This window comes from Kocuria sp. CCUG 69068 (genome assembly GCF_020833785.1).
Classification (GTDB): domain Bacteria; phylum Actinomycetota; class Actinomycetes; order Actinomycetales; family Micrococcaceae; genus Kocuria; species Kocuria rosea.
The window spans coordinates 1-24,106 of record NZ_PDDL01000031.1 but is presented as its reverse complement, the minus strand read 5'-3'; the positions used below and the strand labels follow the sequence as shown (position 1 = coordinate 24,106).

Sequence of the window (24,106 nt, the reverse complement as noted above, 5' to 3'; positions counted from 1 at the left end):
GGACCGGGCGCGGACGGGCCCCGGGTCGCACACCGACCCGGGGCCCGTCCGTCCCGGCCGCCCACTCAGCTCAGCTCATGAGCTTGTCCACCAGGGCCTGGGCGAACTCGGGCGTGACGTCCCCGTAGTTGAGCGAGAAGTCCTCGTCCACCTTGGCGGGCAGCAGCCCGGAGCACAGGACGGCGGCGCGGGCGTACAGCCCGGCCAGCTCCGCGCCGATGGGCACGGACAGCAGCTCCAGCTCGGGGTCGTAGGAGACGATCGGCACCCCCGCCTGCCGGGCCGCGAAGTGCTTGCCGATGCCCGAGGCCACGAACCGGGCGTGGCCGGACTCGACGTCGGCCGGGGTGCGGAACGCGTACCGGGTCCGGTGGTGGTGGTTGATCCGGTACAGCCCCGGGCGGTTCCGGTCCTCGGTGAGCTCCCACGTGGCGTCCTCGGGGACGAAGCGCTCGGCCACCCCGTTGTACTGCATCTCCGCGCGCCGCAGCTGCTCCTCGACCTCGGACAGCGGGGGCAGGGTCTCCAGCATCGCGGGCCCGGCGTCGAAGACGACGTCGCACAGCCCCACCGGCAGCGCCTCCTGCAGCGTCCCGAGGTCCACGTCCTGCAGCAGGGTGGTCCCGTGGTCCTCCGGGGAGAGCACCACCACGGACGCCTCCTGGGCCGCGGCCGCCTCCGCGACCACGGCCTCCTTCTCCGGGGTCCAGCCGCCCGCGAGCAGCACGGAGCCGTCCACGAGCTGGGTGAGGGAGGGCCCGCAGACCTGCCAGCGCCGCACGGTCCAGTGCTCGTCGCGGACCACCTCGAGGAAGCCGAGGGCCTGCAGGTGGCCCACGAACCACTCCTCGAACCGCTCGGAGTCCTCGAGCTGGCGGGCCACGATGGACAGGCTCGAGCGCTTCCCGCCGCCCAGGAACGTGAGGGCGTCCCGGAACGGCGCCCAGGACGTCGGGTACTCCCCCTCGTCCGGGCCGATGAAGCGCAGCGCCTCCACGGAGCCGGTGGAGGTGAGCGCGGAGGGCTTCGTGAGCCGGCCCGGATAGCGCTTCTGCAGCCCGCACTGGGCGCACTGCCCGAAGATCCACGGCGCCTTCGCCTTGGGCTCCATGGCCGGCAGCACGATGCGGTGCCGGCCGGTGGCCAGGCAGGAGCGCCCCTCCGGCTCGGGCAGCGCGTTGGTGCGCTCGAGCAGCAGCTGCCCCTCCGAGGAGTGCCAGCCCGGGGCGCCGGGGACCTCGTGGTCCCCGGCGGCCTCCCGTGCGGGCAGGTTGTCGAACGCGCCCTGCACGTACCGCTCGGGCAGCTCCGCCACGATGCCCGCGGTGACGGGCCACAGGGGCTCCTCCTCGACGTGCACCATCTCGCCCTCGTAGCCGAGGGAGCGCTGGGTCAGGTGGAAGGACGAGTCCCGGAGCTTGAACTCGCGGCGCTGCCGGACCGTGCGCCCCGCCTTGAGGACGAGGGTGTAGTCGTTGGGCTTGAGGGTCCGGTCCGCCCGCGCCATCGGCGTGCCGTGCAGCGAGATCTGGAACGGGGGCACGCGCCCCTCCACGAGCTTGGCCTTCTCCAGCTTGAAGGAGTGCGGGTTGCGCCACTCGCACTCCACGGTGAGGGGCGCGTCCGTGTCCGAGGTGATGGTCACCTGCGGCGGGCGCAGCGCGGACCAGCGCACCACGTCGCCGGGGATCCGCAGCCCGCCGGAGAGGGTCACGGCGGGCACGAGACGGGGCACCAGGCCGGAGAAGTTGTCGTTCGCGGTCAGCTCCGGGTTGCCCGCGCGCAGCACCTGCACGTCGTCGAACATCACCCACCCCTCGGCGAGGCCGTGGCTGCCGGCCTCCACGAAGCGGTAGTCCGGGGAGGCGGAGTCGTCGAGGATCCGCTTGATCTGGGCGATCCACTCCGGCTCGTCCCGGACCATGATCCGGCACGGCCAGGCCGCGGGGATGTGGTCCACGGAGATGAAGGTGTCCGAGAACCCGTCCTTCGCGAAGATGACGACGGGACGCGGGTGGCGCTCGAAGCGCACGTCCCCGGCGCTGAGCTGCAGGGTCCCGCCCAGCAGCGTCCCCGGGTCCATCCGCGCGGTGTAGGCGGAGACCCCCAGGAAGGCGTCCCCGATGAAGGACAGGAACACGGTGCGGGGCCCCGCCGTGGTCTCGAGCTCCACCTCCCGGCCGGAGAGGAAGCGCTTGGGCACCACGAAGCCGAGCTCGAACACGGGGTTGCCCACGTAGTCGGTGCTGTCCGTGAGGGACAGCGAGCAGGACTTCACGGCGCTGCGACCGGGCCCCCGGCCGTTCGCGCGGACCTCGGCGCGGGCCTGCTCGCGGGACTGCTCCCAGACCGCGAGCTCCGCGAGCGCGATCTCGAGACCGGGCTCGCGGGTGAGGGGGTTCGCCCAGACCTGCTTCATGGCCTTGGACGCCTTCGTCTCGGCCATGTCGAGCCAGAAGTCGAGGTAGACCCCGAGCTCGGCGGCGGAGAGCCCCTGCGCGGTGGTCATCCCCAGGTCCTCGAACATGCGGTGCAGCTGCCGCCGCTCGGCCTCGCCGAACATCGTCTGGGACAGCGCGAGCCCGACCGGCCGCTGGTTCACCGCGTACGCCGTGGGCAGCCCGATCTCGCCGTTGCGCAGCTCGAGCCAGTAGCGCAGCGCGTCCCAGTACGCCTCGGTGTCCTTCTTGAAGGAGGACTCGAGGGCCTTCGCGTTCTCCGGGCCGGCCTGCAGGAGCACGGTCAGGGGCAGGAAGAACGTGGAGACGGACTTGTTGCCCGTGCGCGCGGCCAGGGTCGACATGTGCCGCCCGGCGAGCGCGAACAGGGCGAGCAGGGCGACGACGGGCGGCGGCGGGATCTCCGCGATGGAGTCCAGGCTGCGGCGGGTGGCGCGGTACCACTGGCCGTTGAGCCGGTTGAACACGTCGAACACCGAGCGCCGCCCGTCCTCGGTCACCAGCAGGGGCGTCACCGAGTCGGCGAGCGCCCGCAGGGTCGAGGGCCCGTCGAGGCCGCGCTCCTCGCCGATCGCGGCGAGCGTCTTGTCGTCGAGGTCGAGGTAGATCAGCTCTCCCGCCCGGTCCGGGCCGAAGAACGCCGCGCAGACCGCGTCGTTCCAGCGGAGGTAGGCGAGCTCCTCGGCACTGTCGGCAATGGCATGGTCTCCGAGGCGGAGCCCAGCAGTGTCGGGCACGAGTCCTCCGTCCGCGGCCGCACGTGGGGCCGCTGTCGTCGTTCGAGGGGTCGCCTCGATTATAGAGAGCCCGCGGGGCCGCTCCGCACGCGCGGCGCCCGGCGCCCCGGCCCGATACGGTGGGACGATGCACTCCCCTCCCGGTCCCCTCGTGGACTCCCGGCGGCTCGTCGCCGCCTCCGGGCCCGCCGTCTTCCGCCGCGGCCAGGAGTACTTCCGCACCGGACGCGTGCGCGCCGTGCGCTGGTCCCCGGGCGCCGAGGGGTCCGGCAGCCTCTCCGCCGAGGTCGAGGGCTCCGGGTCGGTGTACTCGGTCTCCGTGCGGGTCGGGGCCGGCGGCGCACCGGGACCGGCCTGGTGCAGCTGCCCGGCCGGTGGGTTCTGCAAGCACGCCGTGGCCACCGTGCTGCGCCACAACTTCGAGACCGCGGTCCGGGCCCACCAGCAGGGCGGGACCGCGGCGCCGTCGTCCCCGGCCGGCGCAGCGGCCCCCGAGGGTGCCGCCCCCCGGGCGGGCACCGCGCCCGCGCGACGCGGCGGGGCACCCGACTGGAAGGACGCCCTGACCGAGATCCTGGGCGGGCCGGACCCCGCGGAACCGCCCGCCGAGGAGCCCGAGGGGGTGGCCCTGGAGTTCGACCTGCGCCGGGAGCCGTACCGCTACGTGCACGGCACGGGGCGGGCGGGCTCGCCGTGGCACCTCTACGTCCGCCCGGTGCGCCGGGGCCGGCGGGGCGGGTGGATCAAGGGCGGGCTGGACTGGGAGAGCGTCACCGCCGACGCCGGCCGGTGGTCGCTGAGCCCCGCGCAGGTCGACTGGTTCGACGAGCTCCGGGCGCTGAGCGCCACCCGCTCCCCCTACGCGGTGCACGACCGGCACTGGATCCGGCTCGACTCCTACGCCTCCCCCCTCCTGTGGGGCATCCTCGCCCGGGCGGAGACCGCCGGGATCACCCTGGTCGGCCGGGAGCACGGGCTGCCCGTGACGGTCGAGGAGCCCGGACGCTTCCACGTGGACGTGCTGCGCGGGCCCGGGAAGGACCTCGAGCTGCGGCCCACGGTGGACAGCGGCGGCCGCCGGATCGCCCTGGGCACCGCCCGGATCATCGGGGACCCCGGGCACGGGCTGTTCGCCCCGGACGGGGACCCGCAGGACGTCGCCGACACCGAGGACCTCAACGTCTTCCCGCTGCGCCTCGTGCCCCTGGCCACCCGGCTCACCCGCGAGCAGCGGCGGTTCCTGGACACGGCGGGCGGTCTGCGGATCCCCGAGGACGAGGTCGAGGAGTTCTTCGACCGCTACTTCCCGCGCCTGCACCGCAGCATGGACGTGGACACCGGGGACGGGTCGATCGAGCTGCCGCAGGTCGCGGACCCCGAGCTGGTGCTCACCCTGGAGCACCAGGAGCTCACGATCCGCGCCCGCTGGGAGTGGGAGTACCAGAAGGGCCGCGACCGGATCCTGCTGCCCTTCCGCCCCGAGGACCCGCTCGCCGACGAGCCCGTCCACCGCGAGTCGTCCTGGGAGACGGCGGTCACCGCCGCCGTCCGGCACCGGGCGCCGGGGGTGGACTTCCGCCGCTCGAGCTACGTGGCGCAGGACGCTCTGGTGCTCGTGCGGGAGTGGCTGCCCGCCCTCGAAAAGGTCCCGGACCTGCGGATCGAGCACACCGGCGGGCGCATGGCCTACCAGCAGATCGCCGACCCGCCCACCATCACCGTCAGCACCGCCGCCACCGAGCGCCGCGACTGGTTCGACCTCGGGGTCACGGTCAAGGTGGGCGAGTTCTACATCTCCTTCGCCGACGTCTTCCGCGCCCTCGACCTCGGCCAGGACGTGATGCTGGCCCCGGACGGGTCCTGGTTCTCCCTGGACCGCCCCGAGTTCGACCGGCTGCGCGAGCTGATCGCCGAGGCCCGCTCGCTGCAGGAGACCCCCGAGGGACCGCTGCGCATCCACCGCCACCAGGCCGGGCTGTGGCAGGACTTCGAGGACGTCGCGACGGACACCGACCAGGCCGAGGCCTGGCGGGAGGGGGTGCGCTCCCTGCTCGAGCTCCAGACCCTCGAGGCGCCCCCCGTGCCCGCGACCCTGCACGCCGAGCTGCGGCCGTACCAGCGCGACGGCTACTCGTGGCTGAGCGTGCTGTGGGACCACGGCCTGGGCGGGATCCTCGCCGACGACATGGGTCTGGGCAAGACCGTGCAGGCCATCGCCCTGATCTGCCGCGCCGTCGAGCGCGACCCGGACCTCCCCCCGTTCCTGGTGGTCGCCCCGACCTCCGTGGTGCCCAACTGGACGGCGGAGATCCGCCGCTTCGCCCCGTCCCTGCCGGTCGTGGGCGTGACCGACACCCAGGCCAAGGCCGGCACCGATCTCGTGGACGCCGCCGCCGGCGCCCGCGTGGTGGTGACCTCCTACACCCTGCTGCGCCTGGACGAGGCCGCCTACCGGGGGATGCCCTGGGCGGGGGTGCTCCTCGACGAGGCGCAGTTCGTGAAGAACCCCCGGACCAAGGCGCACCGGGCCGCGAAGGACCTGGACGCCCCGTTCAAGCTGGCGATCACGGGCACCCCCCTCGAGAACAGCCTCGTGGAGCTGTGGGCGCTGCTGTCCCTGACGGCGCCCGGCCTGTTCCCGTCCCGGCGGAAGTTCACGGAGACCTACCAGCGCCCCATCGAGCGCGGGGAGGACGCCGCCGCCCTCGCCCGGCTGCGCCGTCGCGTCAAGCCCCTCATGCTCCGCCGCACCAAGGAGTCCGTGGACCTGGAGCTGCCCCCCAAGCTCGAGCAGACCATCGAGGTGGAGCTCTCCCCCGCGCACCGCCGCATCTACGACACGCGCCTGCAGCGCGAGCGGCAGAAGGTCCTGGGCCTGCTGCGCGACCTCGACCGCAACCGGTTCACGATCTTCCAGTCCCTGACGACCCTGCGCCTGCTCAGTCTCGACGCGTCTCTCGTGGACCCCACGGCGGACGTCTCCTCGAGCAAGCTCGACCTGCTCTTCGAGCACCTGCCCGAGATCGTGGCGGAGGGCCACCGGCCCCTGGTGTTCAGCCAGTTCACGAGCTTCCTCAAGAAGGCGGCGGCCCGCCTGGACGAGCTGCGGATCCCCTACGCCTACCTCGACGGCTCCACGACGGACCGGGCCCGGGTGCTCGAGCGCTTCACGTCCGGGCAGGTCCCCGTGTTCCTGGTGAGCCTCAAGGCCGGCGGCTTCGGGCTCAACCTCACCCAGGCGGACTACTGCTTCCTCCTGGACCCGTGGTGGAACCCCGCCACCGAGGAGCAGGCCGTGGACCGGACCCACCGGATCGGCCAGCAGAAGAAGGTCATGGTCTACCGGCTCGTGGCCCGGGACACGATCGAGGAGAAGGTCATGGAGCTCAAGGAGCGCAAGGCCAGGCTGTTCACCGCCGTGCTGGACGACGACAGGATGTTCTCCAGCGCCCTCACCGCCGAGGACATCCGGGGCCTGCTCACGCCGTGACCTGCGGGTTCGTCCACCGGCCGTTGCTGGACGCGTCATCAGGGGGTCACATTCCCCCGCACGCGCGGCGACCGGGGAGCAGGCACTAGCATCTGAAGTGCGTGGTGTCGTACGGCGGCGTGGTGTCGTACGGCGGCGCGGCCCCCTCGGCCCGGGCGCCTTCCCTGAGCCGATCCGACCATCTGACCATCCGACCGGAGGATCCTCCATGCCCCATGCCGTGGCGGGTCTCGCAGCCTTCGTGCAGCGCTATGGCTCCCTGATCCACGCGATGGCCGACCGCGGGATGACCCGCGGCCAGGTGCGGATGCGCTTCCAGCTGCTGTTCCCCGAGGAGTCGACCGCCCTGCTGGACGCGGCGATCGCCCACCTGGGCGAGCGCTTCCCGCAGGACGCCTCGGCCCCGGACCTCAACGACGGTGCGGTCGGCGCCGGCGTGTGGCTGGTCATGGCCCAGCACCTCGGCCTGGCCCCGGCCCCGGACTACGCGGCGCTGAACCTGAGCACGGCCCTGGTCCGCGACGTCACGGGGCTGCTCGCGGCGTCCGACGCCGACGGCTCGCTCACCCGGCGGACCCTGGGGCTGATCGGGGCCGCCCAGCAGCACTGCACCGAGAAGGCCTCCTGCCGCCCGCTCAGCGCGCACAGCTACGAGATCGCCCGGCTGGGCCTGTGCACGGAGTCCGACTTCCTGTGCGTGCTCGCCCACCACTGGCCCGCACCCGAGCGCACCGTCTCCCAGCGCCTGGGCGGCGGGCGGTGGGACGTGGCGCTCGAGCGGATCGGGCTGCAGGCCGGCGCGGAGCCCGCCCTCGAGCACGTCTTCACGGAGGAGGAGTACGCGACCGCCGTGACGGCGTTCCTCTCCCACTGCCGCAGCGCCGGCCACCACCCGACCACCGCCCGCTACGGCCGGTGGGTCGTCGAGCAGGAGGCGGGCAGCACCCGCCGCCCCTACTTCGACGGCGTCCGCCGGTTCTTCGGCTCCTGGGAGGAGGCCATGCGCTTCGCCTCCGCCCGCCAGCCGGCCGGGGAGCCCGTCGGGGACGGCTTCGCCGACACGAGGACCTGGTCCGACCTGGCCACCCCGGAGGCCCAGGAGATGCTGGGCCGCGCCGGCATCGGCGTGGTCCTGCCGGACGCGGCGGCCCCGGTGGCCGGCGAGGACGTGTGGGAGGACCTGCGCCGGCTCATCGCCACGGTGCTCGCCCGGCTGCCCTGGAACGACTTCCTCGTCGTGGAGTACGAGCGCGACGACGACCGGTCGGAGGCGCCCGTCGCGTGGGCCGGGGTCGGCCCGCACGGCGTGGAGTGCGCCGTGCTCTCGGGCGGCCAGCTCGCGCACGCGGCCTGGCCCGTGGACGCCACCTTCTTCCACGAGGACGAGTGGAACGAGCCCACGGGCTGGGACCAGCCGTGGACCACGGCCCCGCTGGGCTTCCCGGAGGCGGCGCAGAAGCTCGTCGAGGGCCTGCGCTTCGGCTGGGGCTGCGCCGACCCGTACCGCTTCCACTGGGGCGTGGGCTCCTTCCCCGCGGAGACCCGCGACGAGGCCTCGGTCATCGCCCCCGAGCGCCGGCAGTGGCGCACCCCGGCGGCCCCGGACACCGTCGACTCCTGAGCCCCGCCCGCCCACTCATATGCCGGGGGCGGAGAATCATGCAGGATCGATATTTATCCCCGGGTGAGCGGCGTCCTAGGCTGGCACGGTCCGCTGTTCCGCCACCGGGTGGCGCCGTCCGGTCCTGACGCCGCCGTCCGGTCCTGCGGCCGGACGCCGTCACCCGACCCCGCCCCCAGGAGCACCCCATGAGCCGCCACGTGCCGAGCACCACCCGGCAGGACGGGCAGCCTGCCCGCGGCCTCCGGCGGGACTGGTCGGCGTCGGCGGCCCTGGCGGGCTTCGTGGCCGTCGTCGTCTCCTACTCGGGGCCCGTGCTCGTGGTCCTCGAGGCGGCGCGGGCGGGCGGGCTCAGCCCGGAGCTCACCTCCTCCTGGCTGTGGGCCGTCTCGGTCGGCTCCGGCGTCACCTGCGCCCTCATGAGCCTGTGGACGCGCCAGCCCGTCATGGTGGCGTGGTCCATCCCGGGGGCTGCGCTGCTCATCACCTCGCTCGGCAGCTACTCCTTCTCCGACGCCGTGGGCGCCTACGTGGTCACGGGCGTCCTGGGCCTGGTCCTGGGCGTGACGGGGCTGATCGGCCGGATCCTGGCCGCCGTGCCGAAGCCCATCACCGCCGCCGTCCTGGCCGGCGTGCTCTTCCCCTTCGCCATCAAGGTGGCGGCGGCCGTCGTCGAGAACCCGTGGGTGGCGGGCGCCCTCGTCCTCGGCTACCTCCTGGGCCGGCGGTTCTTCCCCCGCTACGCCGTCTTCGCCGCGCTGGGCCTGGGCGTGCTGGCGGCTCTTTTCCGAGGCCGGATCGAGCCCGTGGCCCTGGACCTGTCCCTCACCCAGCCGGTGCTGACCGTGCCCACGTTCTCGTGGGAGGCGATCGCCGGGATCAGCATCCCGCTGCTGATCGTGACCGCGGCCGGGCAGAACGCCCCGGGCCTGGCCATGATGCACACGGCGGGCTACGCCGCCCGCGACCGCCTGCTGCTCGGCGCCTCGGGCGTCGCGTCGGTCGCCTTCGCGCCCTTCGGGAGCCACGCCCTGAACCTCGCGGCCGTCACCGCGGGCATCGCGACCAGCCCCGAGTCCCACCCGGACCTCGGCCGCCGCTACGTGGCCGGCATCTCGTGCGGGGTCTTCTACGTCCTCTTCGGCCTGTTCGCGGACACCCTCGTCGCCGCGTTCGCCGCGATCCCCCCGGGGATGATCACGGCCCTCGCGGGGGTGGCCCTGCTGGGCGCCCTGCAGGGGTCCTTCTTCGACAGCATGCACCCCGGCCGGCACCAGCCGGCGGTCATCGAGGCGGCGCTCATCACCCTGGTGGTCACGGTCTCCGGCATCGCCCCCTACGGCATCGTCTCCCCGTTCTGGGGCATGCTCGCGGGCATCGGGTCGTACACGATCCTGCGCCGCCCCGCGGCGGCCGCCACCCGCTGAGCACTCCCGCGCGGCTTCGGCGCACCGAATCCCGGGGCCGGCGCCCCGGGTCTACACTCGTCGGGAAGCGAAGGGGAGTAGTTCCCGGGTGCCGTGCACCCGTCGGTCTGTCGCCATCCCGGTCTCGACGAGGAGTCCCGGCAGCCCACCCGTGCCCGCGGGCGAACGAGACCTTCCGGACGACACCGCACCCCGGTCGGACCCCGCGCGCCCCGTGCCGCCCCGGGCCCGAGGAAGGCCGCATGACACCCGCACCCGACGCCCACGCCCCCACGCCCCGGGGAGACCCCGCCCGCCCGGCCCGGCCCGAGCGCGGACAGATCCGCCGCTGGCGCAAGTACCTCGCGGAGGAGCGCGCCGAGGCGCGGATCTACAGCCTCCTCGCCGCCCGCAGCACCGGCCGGGAGCAGGAGATCCTGCACCAGGTCGCCGAGGCCGAGCAGCGCCACGCCGAGCACTGGGTCCGGCTGCTCGGCCCCCACGCGGAGGCCGAGGCCCGGCCGTCCCTGTACTCCCGGCTGCTGATCTTCCTCGCCACGCACTTCGGCTCCGTCTTCGTCCTGGCCCTGATCCAGCGCGCCGAGAGCCGCTCCCCCTACGACCGGGAGGAGGACGCGTCCGACGCCATGGCGGCCGACGAGGCGGTGCACGAGGAGATCATCCGCGCCCTCGCCACCGAGGGCCGGCACAAGCTCTCCGGCAACTTCCGGGCAGCGGTCTTCGGCGCCAACGACGGCCTCGTGTCCAACCTCGCGCTGGTCATGGGCGTGGGCGCCACCGGCACCTCCCCCGGGATGGTGCTCTTCGCGGGCATCGCCGGCCTGCTCGCGGGAGCGCTGTCCATGGGGGCCGGGGAGTTCGTGTCCGTGCGCTCGCAGCGCGAGCTGCTCGACGCCTCCCAGCCGACCCAGGTGACGCTGCACGTGGCGCCGAACCTGGACCTGGACGCCAACGAGCTCGTGCTGATCTACCGGGCGAGGGGCATGAGCGAGGAGGCCGCCGAGCACCGTGCGGCGGAGCGGCTGGGCTTCTTCGAGTGCGACTGCGATCCCTCCCGGTCGTTCCGCGACACCGTCGAGGACGAGCCGGCGCCGCACTCCACCGTGGCCCTCGGCACCGACCTGGGGGCCGCGGCGTCGAGCTTCTGCTTCTTCGCCTCCGGCGCGATCATCCCGATCCTGCCGTACCTGGCGGGCCTCACCGGGGTCCCCGCGATGCTCGTGGCCCTCGTCCTCGTGGGGCTCGCCCTGCTGGTGACGGGCGGCCTGGTCGGGCTGCTCTCCGGGGCCTCACCCTGGAAGCGCGGGCTGCGCCAGCTGGCCATCGGCTACGGCGCCGCCCTGGCCACGTATCTCCTCGGCCTGCTCTTCAACACGAGCGTCGCCTGACCGGTCGTCACGAAGGCAAACCGAGGCTGTCCTCACTTGAGGGGACATCCCGGGCGGCCGGCGGAGCCCCCGGCTCCGCAACCGTCCGCGAAACCCCTGGTCGGAGCGGATTCCCTGCCGATTCCGCCGCCCCCGCGCCCCGCCGACGGGCCCACGTTCCGGGGGCGGCCGGCGGCTCAGGGCTCGCCCCGCGAATTCCCCGCGGAAACCGGGTGCGGACGCGGCACCGCGTCGGATAAGGTTGCGATCGTGGTGAGAACCACAGCAATGGGGGAAATTGCACGGATCGGACCGATTCGGACGCACTGGGGGGTGCACCGTCTGCGGCATCCGTGTTCTGAAAGCCGCTCAGCCCACGGCTCTCCTCTGTTGAGGCGTTCAACGCCTGCCGATGGCCGCGGGTCCTCCATGGGAGGCGCATCTCTCCCCGCGCCGGGCGGACTCCTACCGCCCGTTCCCGCGGCCATCGGTCTACACCGCACCACCTCCGCCCCGGTCGTCCCGCTCCGCACGCCGTCCTGGCGCCCTGCCCGCTGGGGCTAGGATCGTAGGGCCGCGCCCGCCGTCGTCGAGACCGGACCGCGCGGCGCACCCGTCATCAGCGCCGAGGAGCCCGCCCATGCCCGCCCAGGGGACCGTCGAACACGTCCTGACCGTCCACTGCCCCGAGGCCCACGGGCTCGTGAGCGCCATCACGTCCAACCTGACGCAGCAGGGCTGCGACATCTTCGACGTGAAGCACTTCTCGGACCGTTTCACCGACGAGTTCTTCATCCGCTGCCACACCGTCAGCGAGGCCGGCACCGCCACCGTGGAGTCCCTGACCGAGGGCTTCGCCCCGGTCGCGGAGCAGCACGACATGCGGTTCCGGCTGGTCTCCGTGCAGCGCCGGACCCGGGTGCTCGTCATGGTGTCCCGCTTCTCCCACTGCCTCACGGACCTGCTGCACCGCACCAGGATCGGCGAGCTGCCCATCGAGATCGTGGCCGTGGTCTCCAACCACCTCGACCACAAGAGCCTCGTGGAGTGGCACGAGGTCCCCTTCCACCACGTCCCCGTCACGGCAGCGACCAAGCCGCAGGCCGAGGGCCGGCTGCTCGAGCTCGTGGACCGCTACGACGTCGAGCTGGTCGTGCTGGCCCGCTACATGCAGGTGCTCTCCGACGAGCTGACGCGGCAGCTGTCGGGGAAGTGCATCAACATCCACCACTCCTTCCTGCCCTCGTTCAAGGGCGCCAAGCCCTACCACCAGGCCTACGCCCGGGGCGTGAAGATGGTGGGGGCCACCGCCCACTACGTGACGGCGGACCTCGACGAGGGCCCGATCATCGCCCAGCGCGTCATGCCCGTGGACCACGCCCACACCCCGGCGGACCTCGTGGCGGTGGGCCGCGACGCCGAGATGCAGGCGCTGTCCCGCGCCGTGAAGTGGCACGCCGAGGGCCGCGTGGTGCTCTCCGGCAACCGCACCATCGTCCTGGTCTGACCCGGCCCCCGCGCCCCGGGGCGGCCGGGCGCGCTCACGCGCGGGCGGGCCGGCGGACCGGCGGCGCCGAGCCGTCGGACGTCCCGAGAGGCTCCACCCGGACCGGGGCGCCCGTCTCGAGCGAGTGCTGCGCGGCGTCGGCCACCCGGGAGGCGGCCACGGCGTCGCGGGCCGTGCAGGGGCTGGCGATCTCCCCGCGCACCACCCGCACGAAGGCCGCCATCTCGCGGCGGTAGGCCTCGGCGAAGCGCTCGTGGAACGTGGTGTGCGGGGGCCCGGCCGGGAACCCGACCCCGGGCTCGGCCGAGCGCATCGCCATGTGCTCGTCCATCCCCACGGCCACCGAGCCCTTCGAGCCCTGCAGCTCGAGCCGCACGTCGTGGCCCGCGCCGTTGTAGCGGGTCGCGGCCACGGTGGCCACCGTGCCGTCGTCGAGGGTGAGCACGGCCAGCGCGGTGTCGACATCGCCCACCTCGCCGATCCGGGGGTCCCCGCGGTTGGACCCGCGGGCGTACACCTCGACGACCTCGCGGCCGGTGATCCAGCGGAGGACGTCGACGTCGTGCACGGAGCAGTCCCGGAACAGCCCGCCCGAGGTCGCGAGGAACTCGACCGGCGGCGGGGTCATGTCACCGGTCATCGCGCGCACGGTGTGCAGCCAGCCCAGCTCGCCCGCGGCGTACAGCTCCCGGGCCCGGACGTAGCCGGGGTCGAAGCGGCGCTGGTGACCGATCTGGACCACGCCCTGCACGCGCTCGATCTCGTCGAGCAGGGGCAGCGCCTCCGCCACGGACAGCGCCACCGGCTTCTCGCAGAAGACCGGCAGCCCCGCGGCCAGACCCGTCCGGATCAGCTCCGGGTGCGTGGCCGTGCCGGTCGCCACGACGAGGCCGTCCACCCCGTCCTCGACCAGCGACTCGACCGTGGGCTGCGGCACCGCCCCCGTCCGGCCGGCCACGGCGGCCGCCTGCTCGGGCACGGCGTCCACGATGCTCAGCCGCACCGCCGGCTCACCGCCGGGATCGCGCAGGGCGGCGAGGTGGGCGGCGTGCATGGCGCCGATGCGGCCGGCGCCGATCAGTCCGATCCGGACGGTCATGGCGGGGAGTCCTTTCGACGGGGAGGGGTGCGGTGGGACCGACCCCGCGCCCGGAGTCCTCCGGGGGCGCGGGGCCGGGGTCTGCTCAGGCGCGGGGGCGGGCCTGGGACTCGGCCATGTCGGCCTGGACCTGCTGCATCTGCGAGGTGTGCCCGCCGAGCTGCTCGAGCTCGTGGGTGAGCTCCTCCAGCTCGGCGCCACCGGCCATCTGGGCGGTGAGGTCCCCGAGCAGGATGTCCTTCTTCTCGTAGTAGCCGATGGACCGCCCGCGCTTGAGCAGCAGGAACCGGTCCCCCACGGGGTAGGCGTGGTGCGGGTTGTGGGTGATGAACACCACGCCCAGGCCGCGTTCCTTGGCCTGGAGGATGTAGCGCAGCACCACCCCGGACTGCTTCACGCCCAGGGCCGCGGTGGGCTCGTCCAGGATCAGCACCTTCGCCCCGAAGTGCACCGCGCGGGCGATGGCCACGCACTGGCGCTCGCCGCCGGACAGCGTGCCGATGGGCTGGTCCACGTCGCGCAGGTCGATGCCCATGTCCGCGAGCTCCTGCTTGGTGGTCTCCTTCATCCTCGCCACGTCCAGGCGCTTGAACGGCCCGAACCCGGTGGTGAGCTCGGAGCCCAGGAAGAAGTTGCGCCACACCGGCATCAGCGGGACCACGGCCAGGTCCTGGTACACGGTGGCGATCCCGGCGTCGAGGGCCTGCCGGGGCGAGGTGAAGGTGGTCTCCTCCCCGCCGACCCGCAGAGTCCCGTCGGTGTGCTGGTGCAGCCCGGCGATGATCTTGATCAGGGTGGACTTGCCGGCCCCGTTGTCGCCGAGCACGCAGGTGACCTTCCCGGCGTCGACGGTCATGGTGACCTCGCGCAGGGCGATGATGTTGCCGTAGCGCTTGCCGACGTCCGCGAGCTCCACCAGGGGCGCGGCGGTGTCGGTGGTGGTGCCCGTGGGCGTGTTCTGCGTCGACACGGTGGTCACCTACTTCCTCTCGACGCGCTTGCGCACGTACATGTTCACGATGGTGGCCAGCAGCAGCATCAGGCCCAGGAAGAACTTGAACCAGTCCGGGTTCCACTCGGCGTAGACGATGCCCCGCGACGCGATGCCGAAGATCAGCGCGCCCAGGGCGCCGCCGATCGCGGAGCCGAAGCCGCCGGTGAGCAGGCACCCGCCGATCACGGCGCCGATGATGTAGAGGAACTCGTTGCCGACGCCCTCCCCGGACTGCACGGAGTCGAAGGCGAAGAGGTTGTGCATGCCCAGCAGCCAGCCGCACAGGCCCACGCCCATGAACAGACCGATCTTGGTCTTCGCCACCGGCACGCCCACGGCGCGGGCGGCGTTCTCGTCCCCGCCCACCGCGAAGATCCAGTTGCCGATCCTCGTCTTGAGCAGGATGAACGTGGCGACCGCCACCAGGGCGATCCAGTAGAAGACGGTGATCCGCACGTTCACCCCGGCGATGGTCACCGAGGAGGCGAAGATCGCCTTGGCGGAGTCGAAGCCGTCCATGGTGCTGATCGAGGGCGAGGAGACCGAGCCGCCGATCAGCCGGGTCAGGGCCAGGTTGAGCCCCGTGAGCATGAGGAACGTCGACAGGGTCACGATGAAGGAGGGCAGCTTGGTGCGCATCAGCAGCCAGCCGTTGATCAGCCCGATCGCCAGCGAGGTCAGCAGGGCGATGCCCACCCCGACCCAGACGTTGACGGCGAAGAACCAGCTGAACATCGAGGCGGCCAGCGCGGAGGTGATCACGGCCACCCCGGTGGAGAGGTCGAACTCCCCGCCGATCATCAGCAGGGACACCCCCACCACCATGATCCCGATGGTCGAGGCCCCGTACAGCACGGTGGAGATGGACTGGGCCTGGGTGATCGAGGGGGCGGCGACGGCGAAGAACAGCGCCACCACGATCGCCCCGACCAGCGCCCCGATCTCGGGGCGGGCCAGGAAGGTGCCCAGCAGGCCCTTGGTCTGGATGCGCTCGTCGGCCGGGGCCGCGGCGGCGGGCGTGGAGGGGGCTCCGGAGGAGCCGCGGTCCGGCGCCGGTGCGGCGGCCGGTGTACGGGTGGAGGTCATGGCCTTCTGCTCCTGGTTCCCGGGCCCGCTCAGCGGATGCCCTCGTTCGCGTACTCGAGGACGTCCTCGGCGTTCGACGAGTCCACGACGGCGGGACCCGTGAGCGTCGCCTGGCCGCCGCCGATCTTGAAGGCGCCCCGGTGGTTCTGCCACAGGGAGTCCACGGACAGGTAGCCCTGCAGCCACGGCTGCTGGTCGATGGTGAACAGCACGTCGCCGTCGACGACGGCCTGGGCGAGGTCGCCGTTCATGTCGAAGGACGCGACGGTCGCGTCGCTGCCGGCCGACTCCTTCGCCTCGAGCAGGGTCATCGTGTAGGGCGCGCCGAGCCCGATGATCGAGTCGGCCTCCGTCGAGGCCTGCAGCTTGGCCGTGGCGGTCGAGGACACCTGGGTCATGTCCGTGCCCTGCACGTAGAGGATCTCCGTCTCCGGCAGCGCCTCCTTGACGCCGGCGCACCGGGCCTCGAGGCCCACGTGGCCCTGCTCCTGGATCACGCAGATCGGGTGCTGCAGGCCCTCCTCCTTGAGCCGCTCCCCCGCCGTCTGCCCGGCCAGCTGCTCGTCGGACCCGAAGTGCGCGAACGCGCCGAGGTCCTCGAACTCGTTCTCGCCGGCGTTGAGGGTCACCACCGGGATGCCGGCCTCCTCGGCCTGGGCCAGCACGTCCCGCAGGGCGTCGGGCTTGGCCAGGGTCACGGCGATCCCGTCGACGCCCTGGTCGATGTACTGCTGCACGAGCTGGGCCTGGCGCCCGCCCTCGGGATCGGAGGCGTAGAGGAACTCCACGTTGTCCTTCGCCGAGGCCTCTTCGGCGCCCGCGCGGATCCGGTCCCAGAACGTGTCGCCCGGGGCGGCGTGCGTGATCATGGCGATCTTGATCTGCTCGGTCTGGGCCGCCTGGCCGCCGCCGCCCTCGCCCGCGGCCGTGGTCTCCCGGCCGCCCTCGGACGAGCAGCCGGCGAGCGCCATGGCCGGGACCAGCAGGGCGGCGGCGGCCAGGAGACGCCGGGGTGCCCTGGGCCGCAGGCTCTCGGGGGAAGGACGTCGTGCACTCATGGGAATTTCTCCTCGTGTCGTTGCGGGGCCTCGCGCCTCGGGGCGCCGCCTCGGCCGTCCGCTTGGGGATCATCCTGGGTGACCCGGATCACAGATGTCAATAGAATGTATGGACATATTCACATCTCCCCCTTCACAATGGAGGAAGTCGGCGGTCCCGCCCGCTCGGTTCCACTCCTTGGAGGTCCACCATGTCCGGCCCACTCCGTCTCACGGTCGACAAGACCTCCCCCGTGCCCCTCTACCACCAGGTGGCGCAGGGGCTGGAGGACGCGATCCGCAGCGGTGAGCTGCCCCCGGGAACCAAGCTGGACAACGAGATCGACCTCGCCAACCGGCTCAACCTGTCCCGGCCCACCATGCGCAAGGCCATGGACCAGCTCGTGCGCGCCGGGCTGCTGGTGCGCAAGCGCGGTGTGGGCACCCAGGTGGTGGGCAGCCAGGTCCGCCGCTCGCTCGAGCTGACCAGTCTGCACGAGGACCTCCAGCGCAGCGGGGGCAGTCCCAGCACGGACGTGCTGGACTTCGCGCGGATCCCTGCCGACGACGAGGTGGCGCTGCTGCTGGGCATCGCGCCGGGCGACGAGGTCTACCACCTCATGCGCCTGCGCGGCACGGACGGCGAGCCGCTGGCCCTCATGGAGAACTGGATCCCCTGCGCGCTGTGCGAGCTCACCCGCGAGCAGCTCGAGCAGGAAGGGCTGTACTCCCTCATGCGCGGCCAGGGCGTCAACTTCCAGCTGGCCCACCAGCGGGTGGGCGCCGTCTCGGCCGACGCGTTCCAGGCGGAGCAGCTGGGCGTCGAGCCCGGCGCCGCGCTGGTCAGCATGCACCGCACCGCCATGGACGACCTCGGCCGGCAGGTGGAGACCGGCCGGCACGTGTACCGGGCCGACAAGTACACCTTCGAGCTGACCCTCGTCCAGCGCTGAGCGCCGGACCACCGCCGCGGCCCGAGACCACCGCACGACGACGACACCGGAAGGCACACCGACCCATGCACACCGACAGCCCCCGCCCCGAATGGGTCCACCCCAAGGACTCCGCCGCCCAGGACGGCTGGTTCGTCTCCCTGGGCGGCCACGACTCCGCCGCCGAAGTCCCCGGCTGGGCCCACACGGGCCTGCGCGTGGCCGACCTCGGCCCGGGCGGACGGATCCACCTGGACGCCGCCGAGGAGGAGCGCATCGTGGTGCCCCTGGCGGGGAGCTTCACCGCCGAGACGGGCGGCGAGCGCTACGACCTCGCCGGCCGGCCGTCGGTCTTCGCCGGCCCCACCGACGTCCTCTACACCGGGATCCGCCGGGACCTGACCGTGTCCACCGCCACCGGCGGCCGGGTGGCCGTGGCCTCGGCGCCCGCCCGCGCGGAGCACCCGACGCGGCTCGTGACCCGCGAGGAGATCCCGGTGGAGCTGCGCGGGGCGGGGAACTGCTCGCGCCAGGTGCACAACTTCGGCACGCCCGCCGCACTGGAGGCCGACCGGTTCATCGTGTGCGAGGTGCTCACCCCGGCCGGCAACTGGTCCTCCTACCCGCCGCACAAGCACGACGAGGAGAAGGACGGGGAGACCGCCCTGGAGGAGATCTACTACTTCGAGACGCAGCTCGCCGAGGGCATGCCCGCCCCGGAGTCCGGCGGCACCGACCCCATGGGCTACCAGCGGGTCTACGCCTCGGACGACCGCCCCATCGACGTCAGCGCCGAGGTGCGCTCCGGCGACGTCGTCCTGGTGCCCTACGGCTGGCACGGGCCCGCCATGGCGACCCCCGGCTACGACCTGTACTACCTCAACGTCATGGCCGGGCCGGGCCGGGTGCGGGAGTGGCTGATCAGCGACGACCCCCACCACGGCTGGATCCGCCGGACCTGGGACGAGTCGGCCGTCGACCCCCGGCTGCCCTTCGGCCGCTGACCGGTTCCGTGCCGATCCGTCCGGGCGACCGCACCCGGACTCGTCCCCCGGACGACGGGACCGCCCGCACATGGAGCCGCCGGCTCGCGCTGCTCGTGTCCACCGTGCTGTTCATGGAGCACCTCGACGGCACGATCCTCGTCACCGCGGCGCCGAGCATCGCGGCCGATCTCGGCGTCGGCAGCGCCGAGATCGGCCTCGCGATGACCGTCTACCTCGTCACGGTGGCCACGTTCATCCCCGTGGGCGGCTGGCTCGCCGGCCGATTCGGGCCCCGGTGGGTGTTCTGCGCATCCATTGTCGTCTTCACGCTCGCCTCCCTCCTGTGCGCTGCCGGCAGCAGCCTCCCGGCACTGGTGGCGGCGCGGGTCCTTCAGGGCCTCGGCGGGGCCATGATGGTCCCGGTCGGGCAGCTCATCGTCCTGCGCGCCGCGGACCGGCGCGATCTGCTGCGGGCCATCGCATGGATCACGTGGCCGGCGCTGCTCGCGCCCGTGCTGGCCCCGCTCGTGGGCGGGCTGCTGACCTCCTGGGCGAGCTGGCACTGGATCTTCCTGATCAACGTCCCGGTGGGCGCGGCGGCCCTCGTCGCGGCGCTGCGGCTCGTCCGCGACACGGAGACCGAACGCCGGTCCCTCGACGTGCCGGGGCTGCTGTGGTGCACGGTCGCCGTGTTCGGCCTGGTCGCCAGTCTGCAGCTCGTTCCGCACGCCGGATGGGCCGGCGCCGCGGTCGGGCTGCTGTGCGTCGCGGCCCTCAGCGGAGCCGTCGCCGTGCGCTGGCTGCTGCGCGCCGCGAACCCCCTGCTGGACCTGCGGGTCTACCGGATCGCCGGCTACCGGGCGGCGAACTCGGGCGGCTTCGTCTACCGGGCGGTCGTCAGCTCGGTCCCGTTCCTGCTGCCGCTGCTGCTCCAGGACGGATTCGGCCGGTCGCCCGTGGAGTCCGGTCTGCTCGTCACCGCGGTGTTCCTCGGCAACGTGGGCGTCAAGCCGGCCACCACCCCGCTGCTGCGCCGGTTCGGGTTCCGCACCGTCCTCATCGCCTCCGTGTCCGGCGGTGCGGTCTGCATCGCGACGTTCCTGCTCCTGGCTCCGGGCACGCCCCTGTGGCTCGTCACCCTGCTGCTGCTGGCCAGCGGGGCGCTGCGCTCGATCGGATTCACCGCCTACAACTCCCTGCAGTTCGCCGACGTGGAACCGGCGCAGATCTCTTCGGCGAACACCCTGTCCGCCACCAGCGCGCAACTGGCCACCGGGCTGGGGATCGCCGTGGGAGCCCTCGTCCTGCAGCTGGCCTCGGCCGCTGCCGGAATTCTCCCCGAGGCCGGAGACCTGCTCCCGTACCGGGCGGCCTTCGCCGTCATGGCAACCCTGCTCCTGCTGCCCCTGGTCAGTGCGCTGCGGCTCCCACCCTCGGTGGCCGAGCACGTCAGCGGGCACGCCACCACCGTCCCGGCGCCACCCCGCACCCCTTCAGGAAAGAGGACACCATGACCGCTCTTCCCGAACGCCCGCTCAGCGACGCCACGCCCCTGCCGGCCCTCGGCTTCGGCACCTTCCCGCACGAAGAGGCGGACTCCGCCGCAGTCACCGAGCACGCCCTGGACCTGGGCTACCGGCTGCTGGACACCGCCCTGAGCTAGGAGGCCACCGGGGTGACTCCGGCGGTGAACCAGATCGAGATGCACCCCTATTTCGGACAGCGCCCGCAGCGACAGTTCCACGCCGAGCACGGCATCCTCACACAGAGCTGGAGCCCGCTCGGGCGGGGCGGGGCCCTGCTGGCCGAACCGGCACTGGAGGAGATCGCCCGCGCCCACGGCGTCGGGACCGGTCAGGTCGTGCTGCGCTGGCACGTCCAGCAGGGGGTCGTCCCGATCCCCACCTCCGCGAACCCGGAGCGACGCCGCGTCAACCGGGAACTGGATTTCGAGCTCAGTCCCGAGCAGATGGCCGCCGTCGACAGGTTGGAGCAGGGTCGCATCTGGGGCCAGGACCCCGAGGAGTACGAGGAGTTCTGAGCCCCCGCTCCACCGGCCCAGGTGCGCGACAGGGCCCCCTCCACCCGGAGGGGGCCCTGTCGTCGTCCGTGGACGGTGTCAGCGCAGGGCGCCGACGGACGCGGCGGCGCCCTTCAGGACGCCGGCGGCGATCTCGAGGCCCTCGATCCGGCCCAGGGAGACGTCCTCGTGCTCGATGTTGACCGCCATGTCCGGGTCGACCTCGTGCAGCGCGGTGAGGAACTCGGCCCAGTAGGCGGTGTCGTGGCCGCGGCCCAGCGCCACGAAGTCCCACGCGGAGTCCTTCGGCCACTCGTTGGCCCACTCGTCGCCGCCGAGGTTGGTGCGGTCCTCCTCGGGGGAGAGGCGGCGGAAGCTGTTGTCCAGCACACCGTAGAGCGCGGCGTTGTCCTTGTTGATCCGCACGTCCTTCGCGGCCGCGTGGAGGATCAGCGGGCCGAGCTCGCGGACCACGGCGACCGGGTCCATCTGCTGCCAGAACAGGTGCGAGGCGTCGAGCTCCACCCCCACGTGGGTGGCCCCGGTCAGCTCGATGAGCTTGCGGACGTCGGCGGTGTTGAAGACGACGTTCTGCGGGTGCAGCTCCAGGGCCACCTTCACGCCGTGGTCGGCGGCCATCCGGTCGGTCTCCCGCCAGAAATCGGCGACGAGACCCCACTGGTAGTCCAGCACGTCCAGGGAGGCGGAGTTCCAGGCGTTGACGATCCAGTTGGGCACGGTGGCCCCGGGCTCCCCGCCGGGCAGCCCGGACATGGTGACCACCCGGGTCTGGCCCAGCCGCTCGGCCAGCCGGATGGAGCGGCGGATGTCCTCGGCGTGCTTCTCCCCGATGGCACGCTTGGGGTGCAGCGGGTTGCCGTTGCAGTTCAGCCCGGCGATCGACACGCCGGTGCCCTCGAAGATCGCGAGATAGTCGTCGCGGGCGGCGTCGCTCTCGAGGATCTGGTCCATGTCCGGGACGTGGACGGCCGGCAGGAATCCACCGGTGTTGATCTCGATGCCGGTCAGGCCGAGGTCGGCGATGACCTTCAGGGCCTCCGGGAGCGGGCGGTCGTGCAGGATCGCGTTGTAGACGCCGAGCTTCACAGGGTGACCTTCTTTCCGTGGTGGGTGGCGGACTCCACGGCCGCCCCCAGGATCTCCATGTTGTGCACGCCGTCCGCGAAGGAGGCGTTGCGCGGCAGCGAGGCGGACTCGTCCAGACCTGCGACCTCCTCGAGGAAGGCGCGGGCCTGGTAGCCGAAGGCGTCGTTCTGGCCGAAGCCCACACCGGGGGCGTCCATGGCCAGTCCCTGCGACAGGTAGGGGTGGCCGGGGCCGAGGTTGACGGTGCGGTAGCCGTTGGTGGCCTCGGGTCCGTCGGTGAGGAACAGCTCGATCTCGGCCGGGCGCAGCTGGTTGAACCGCGCGGCACCCTTCTCGCAGAACACCTCGAAGGTCAGCGTGTTGGGGTGCCCGGCGGCCACCCGGGAGACCTCGAGGCTGCCGGCGCCGGAGGCGAACTCCGCGGAGTAGGCGGCGTAGTCGTCGTTCTCGACCGGCTCGTGGACGTCGCTGACCTCCACCAGGTGGTGGCCGGTCACCGCGCCCAGGGGCAGGGGGCGTTCGGTGATGGTGGTGGCCAGGCGTCCGCCGGACACGGAGGCGATGTCGCCGCAGAGGAACTCCGCGACGTAGGCCAGGTGGCTGCCGACATCGGCCAGCGCCCCGGAGCCGGGGCCGCCCTTGTAGCGCCAGCTCATCGGGGCCTTGGGGTTGAACCCGTAGTCGGTCCAGTACCGGCCGCTGAAGTGCAGGACCTTGCCCAGGGTGCCGTCCTGGATCAGGTCGCGGATCGCGGCGATGCCGGGGGTGCGCCGGAAGGTGAAGCCGATCCGGGCGACGGACTGCGCCTGCTCGGCGGCGGCGGCCATGGCGCGGGCGTCCTCGAGGGTGTCGCTGAGCGGCTTCTCGCACAGCACGTGCTTGCCCGCCTCCAGCAGGCCCTCGACCGCCCGGCGGTGGAAGCGGTTGGCGATAACGACGCTGACCACGTCGATCTCCGGATCCTCCGCGACCGCCTCCCAGGACCCGACGGCCTTCTGGTAGCCGTAGCGGCGGGCCACGTGAGCCCCCAGGGTCTCGTTGACGTCGCCGACGGCCACGTAGCGCAGCGGGGGCAGGACGGGATCGTAGAGCGTGGGGGCCACACGGTAGGCGGCCGCGTGGGCCTGGCCTGCCATGCCGGCGCCGATGACGGCGATGCCGATGCTGTCGGTCATGTTTCTCTCCTGGACTGGGGACGGGACGGGGACGGTTCGGGAAAGGGGACGAACACGCACGAAGAGCGGCCGTCGCTCCGGGCCCTGTGGCACCGGTCACGATTGGAGCGCTCCAACGAGCGTAGGATCTTCTGCGGACCGGGTCAAGAGATTTGTCAGGACAAATTCGGGAGAGCGATCGGGGACAATGCTGTGGTGAACACTCGACCGCCCACCATCTACGACGTCGCCCGGAGCGCGGGCGTCTCCAAGTCCTTGGTGTCCCTCGTCCTGCGCGGCTCCCCCAGCGTCTCCGAGGCCCGGCGGACAGCCGTCCTGGAGGCGGTGGAGCGGCTGGGCTACCGCCCCAGCCAGGCCGCCGCGGCGCTGGCCGGGGCGACGACGCGCACCATCGGGGTGGTCATCGACGACTGGCGGAACCTGTGGTTCGTGGAGCTGCTGCGCGGTCTGCAGGAGGGCCTGGCGCCGCACGGGCTACGCATCGCGGTCGCCGACCACACGCTCAACGCGCACGTGGAGGCGCACCCGCTGGACGGCTTCCTGTCGATGCGCGTCGACGGGCTGGTGATCGCCACCGAGCCGACCGGGGCCATGCGCGTGCCCGAGGGACTGCCCGTCGTGGTGGCCGGCCACCGGGAGGGCGTGGTGCCGGGTGCCGAGGTCGTCGCCAACGACGACCGGCTCGGCGCGCGCCTGGCGACGGAGCACCTGATCGGCCTCGGCCACCGCGGCATCGGCCACCTCACGGGCGGCGGCGGAGCGGCCCGGCTGCGGGCGGAGGGCTTCGCGGCGGCGATGGCCGCGGCCGGCCTCGAGCCCCGCACCGTCGCCGGGCACGGTGCCACCACGGAGGAGGACGGCTACGCCGCCGCGGTGCGCCTGCTCGACGCCGCTCCGGAGACCACGGCGGTCTTCGCCGCCAACGACACCATGGCCATGGGGGCGCTCGCGGCGGCCGGTGAGCGCGGGCTGCGCGTGCCGCAGGAGCTCTCGGTGGTCGGCTACGACGACTCCCCCATCGCCTCCACCCATCTCCTGCGGCTGACCACCGTCGACAGCCGC

The 24,106-nt window shown here is 72.8% G+C and carries 18 protein-coding genes; 11 read left to right on the top strand and 7 right to left on the bottom strand.

Annotation, left to right across the window (positions count from 1 at the left end):
- Window positions 1-70: 70 nt before the first annotated feature.
- On the bottom strand, window positions 71-3,196 hold the full coding sequence (locus tag CRM73_RS08255; RefSeq protein ID WP_229587350.1) for a hypothetical protein: 3,126 nt from the start codon (window positions 3,194-3,196) through the stop codon (window positions 71-73).
- Between the two features lie 127 nt (window positions 3,197-3,323).
- On the opposite strand from CRM73_RS08255, the gene CRM73_RS08250 reads away from it, so the two are divergent.
- The 5 genes from CRM73_RS08250 (at window position 3,324) to purU (ending at window position 12,608) form a co-directional block, all read left to right on the top strand.
- The gene (locus CRM73_RS08250) at window positions 3,324-6,686 is read left to right on the top strand and encodes an SNF2-related protein (RefSeq protein ID WP_229587349.1); all 3,363 of its coding nucleotides are present in this window, start codon (window positions 3,324-3,326) and stop codon (window positions 6,684-6,686) included.
- 208 nt (window positions 6,687-6,894) lie between these two features.
- Entirely contained in the window at window positions 6,895-8,307 is a 1,413-nt protein-coding gene (locus CRM73_RS08245; protein ID WP_229587348.1) for a hypothetical protein, read from the top strand.
- A gap of 188 nt (window positions 8,308-8,495) precedes the next feature.
- Window positions 8,496-9,734, top strand: a complete 1,239-nt coding sequence (locus CRM73_RS08240) for a benzoate/H(+) symporter BenE family transporter (RefSeq protein ID WP_229587347.1) — start codon at window positions 8,496-8,498, stop codon at window positions 9,732-9,734.
- Window positions 9,735-9,976: 242 nt separating this feature from the next.
- Window positions 9,977-11,122 carry a VIT1/CCC1 family protein gene (locus CRM73_RS08235; RefSeq protein WP_035926957.1) on the top strand — a complete coding sequence of 382 codons (1,146 nt, stop codon included), beginning with the start codon at window positions 9,977-9,979 and terminating at the stop codon, window positions 11,120-11,122.
- A gap of 619 nt (window positions 11,123-11,741) precedes the next feature.
- Window positions 11,742-12,608, top strand: a complete 867-nt coding sequence (purU, locus tag CRM73_RS08230; RefSeq protein ID WP_229587346.1) for a formyltetrahydrofolate deformylase — start codon at window positions 11,742-11,744, stop codon at window positions 12,606-12,608.
- Between the two features lie 34 nt (window positions 12,609-12,642).
- Here the strand turns inward: purU and CRM73_RS08225 are convergent, their stop codons facing one another.
- The 4 genes from CRM73_RS08225 to CRM73_RS08210 all read right to left on the bottom strand — a co-directional run bounded on the left by CRM73_RS08225 (window position 12,643) and on the right by CRM73_RS08210 (window position 16,845).
- A complete protein-coding gene (locus tag CRM73_RS08225) occupies window positions 12,643-13,707 on the bottom strand; it encodes a Gfo/Idh/MocA family oxidoreductase (protein WP_229587345.1) in 1,065 nt (354 codons plus the stop codon).
- Between the two features lie 85 nt (window positions 13,708-13,792).
- A complete protein-coding gene (locus tag CRM73_RS08220; protein ID WP_370658532.1) occupies window positions 13,793-14,677 on the bottom strand; it encodes an ATP-binding cassette domain-containing protein in 885 nt (294 codons plus the stop codon).
- 9 nt (window positions 14,678-14,686) lie between these two features.
- Window positions 14,687-15,787: an ABC transporter permease gene (locus tag CRM73_RS08215; protein WP_229587344.1), complete on the bottom strand. Its 1,101-nt coding sequence runs from the start codon at window positions 15,785-15,787 to the stop codon at window positions 14,687-14,689.
- A gap of 29 nt (window positions 15,788-15,816) precedes the next feature.
- Complete coding sequence (locus CRM73_RS08210; protein ID WP_109243256.1) at window positions 15,817-16,845, bottom strand: substrate-binding domain-containing protein; 1,029 nt, start codon at window positions 16,843-16,845, stop codon at window positions 15,817-15,819.
- Between the two features lie 191 nt (window positions 16,846-17,036).
- On the opposite strand from CRM73_RS08210, the gene CRM73_RS08205 reads away from it, so the two are divergent.
- From CRM73_RS08205 to CRM73_RS08185, 5 genes are all read left to right on the top strand, one after another.
- Window positions 17,037-17,777 carry a GntR family transcriptional regulator gene (locus CRM73_RS08205; RefSeq protein WP_229587343.1) on the top strand — a complete coding sequence of 247 codons (741 nt, stop codon included), beginning with the start codon at window positions 17,037-17,039 and terminating at the stop codon, window positions 17,775-17,777.
- Window positions 17,778-17,842: 65 nt separating this feature from the next.
- A complete protein-coding gene (gene iolB / locus CRM73_RS08200) occupies window positions 17,843-18,760 on the top strand; it encodes a 5-deoxy-glucuronate isomerase (RefSeq protein ID WP_109222530.1) in 918 nt (305 codons plus the stop codon).
- 8 nt (window positions 18,761-18,768) lie between these two features.
- Entirely contained in the window at window positions 18,769-20,256 is a 1,488-nt protein-coding gene (locus tag CRM73_RS08195) for an MFS transporter (protein WP_229587342.1), read from the top strand.
- Window positions 20,253-20,405 carry a hypothetical protein gene (locus tag CRM73_RS08190; protein ID WP_229587341.1) on the top strand — a complete coding sequence of 51 codons (153 nt, stop codon included), beginning with the start codon at window positions 20,253-20,255 and terminating at the stop codon, window positions 20,403-20,405. Before CRM73_RS08195 ends, CRM73_RS08190 begins: the two co-directional genes overlap by 4 nt.
- Before the next feature lie 12 nt (window positions 20,406-20,417).
- Window positions 20,418-20,783: an aldo/keto reductase gene (locus CRM73_RS08185; protein ID WP_217987542.1), complete on the top strand. Its 366-nt coding sequence runs from the start codon at window positions 20,418-20,420 to the stop codon at window positions 20,781-20,783.
- Window positions 20,784-20,861: 78 nt separating this feature from the next.
- Here CRM73_RS08185 and CRM73_RS08180 read toward each other — a convergent pair whose 3' ends face one another.
- Complete coding sequence (locus CRM73_RS08180) at window positions 20,862-21,869, bottom strand: sugar phosphate isomerase/epimerase (protein WP_109222528.1); 1,008 nt, start codon at window positions 21,867-21,869, stop codon at window positions 20,862-20,864.
- On the bottom strand, window positions 21,866-23,044 hold the full coding sequence (locus CRM73_RS08175; RefSeq protein WP_109222527.1) for a Gfo/Idh/MocA family protein: 1,179 nt from the start codon (window positions 23,042-23,044) through the stop codon (window positions 21,866-21,868). Before CRM73_RS08175 ends, CRM73_RS08180 begins: the two co-directional genes overlap by 4 nt.
- Window positions 23,045-23,239: 195 nt before the next feature.
- Between CRM73_RS08175 and CRM73_RS08170 the strand changes: the two genes are divergently transcribed.
- Window positions 23,240-24,106: LacI family DNA-binding transcriptional regulator (locus CRM73_RS08170; protein ID WP_229587339.1), on the top strand; the 867-nt coding region annotated here is incomplete at its 3' end.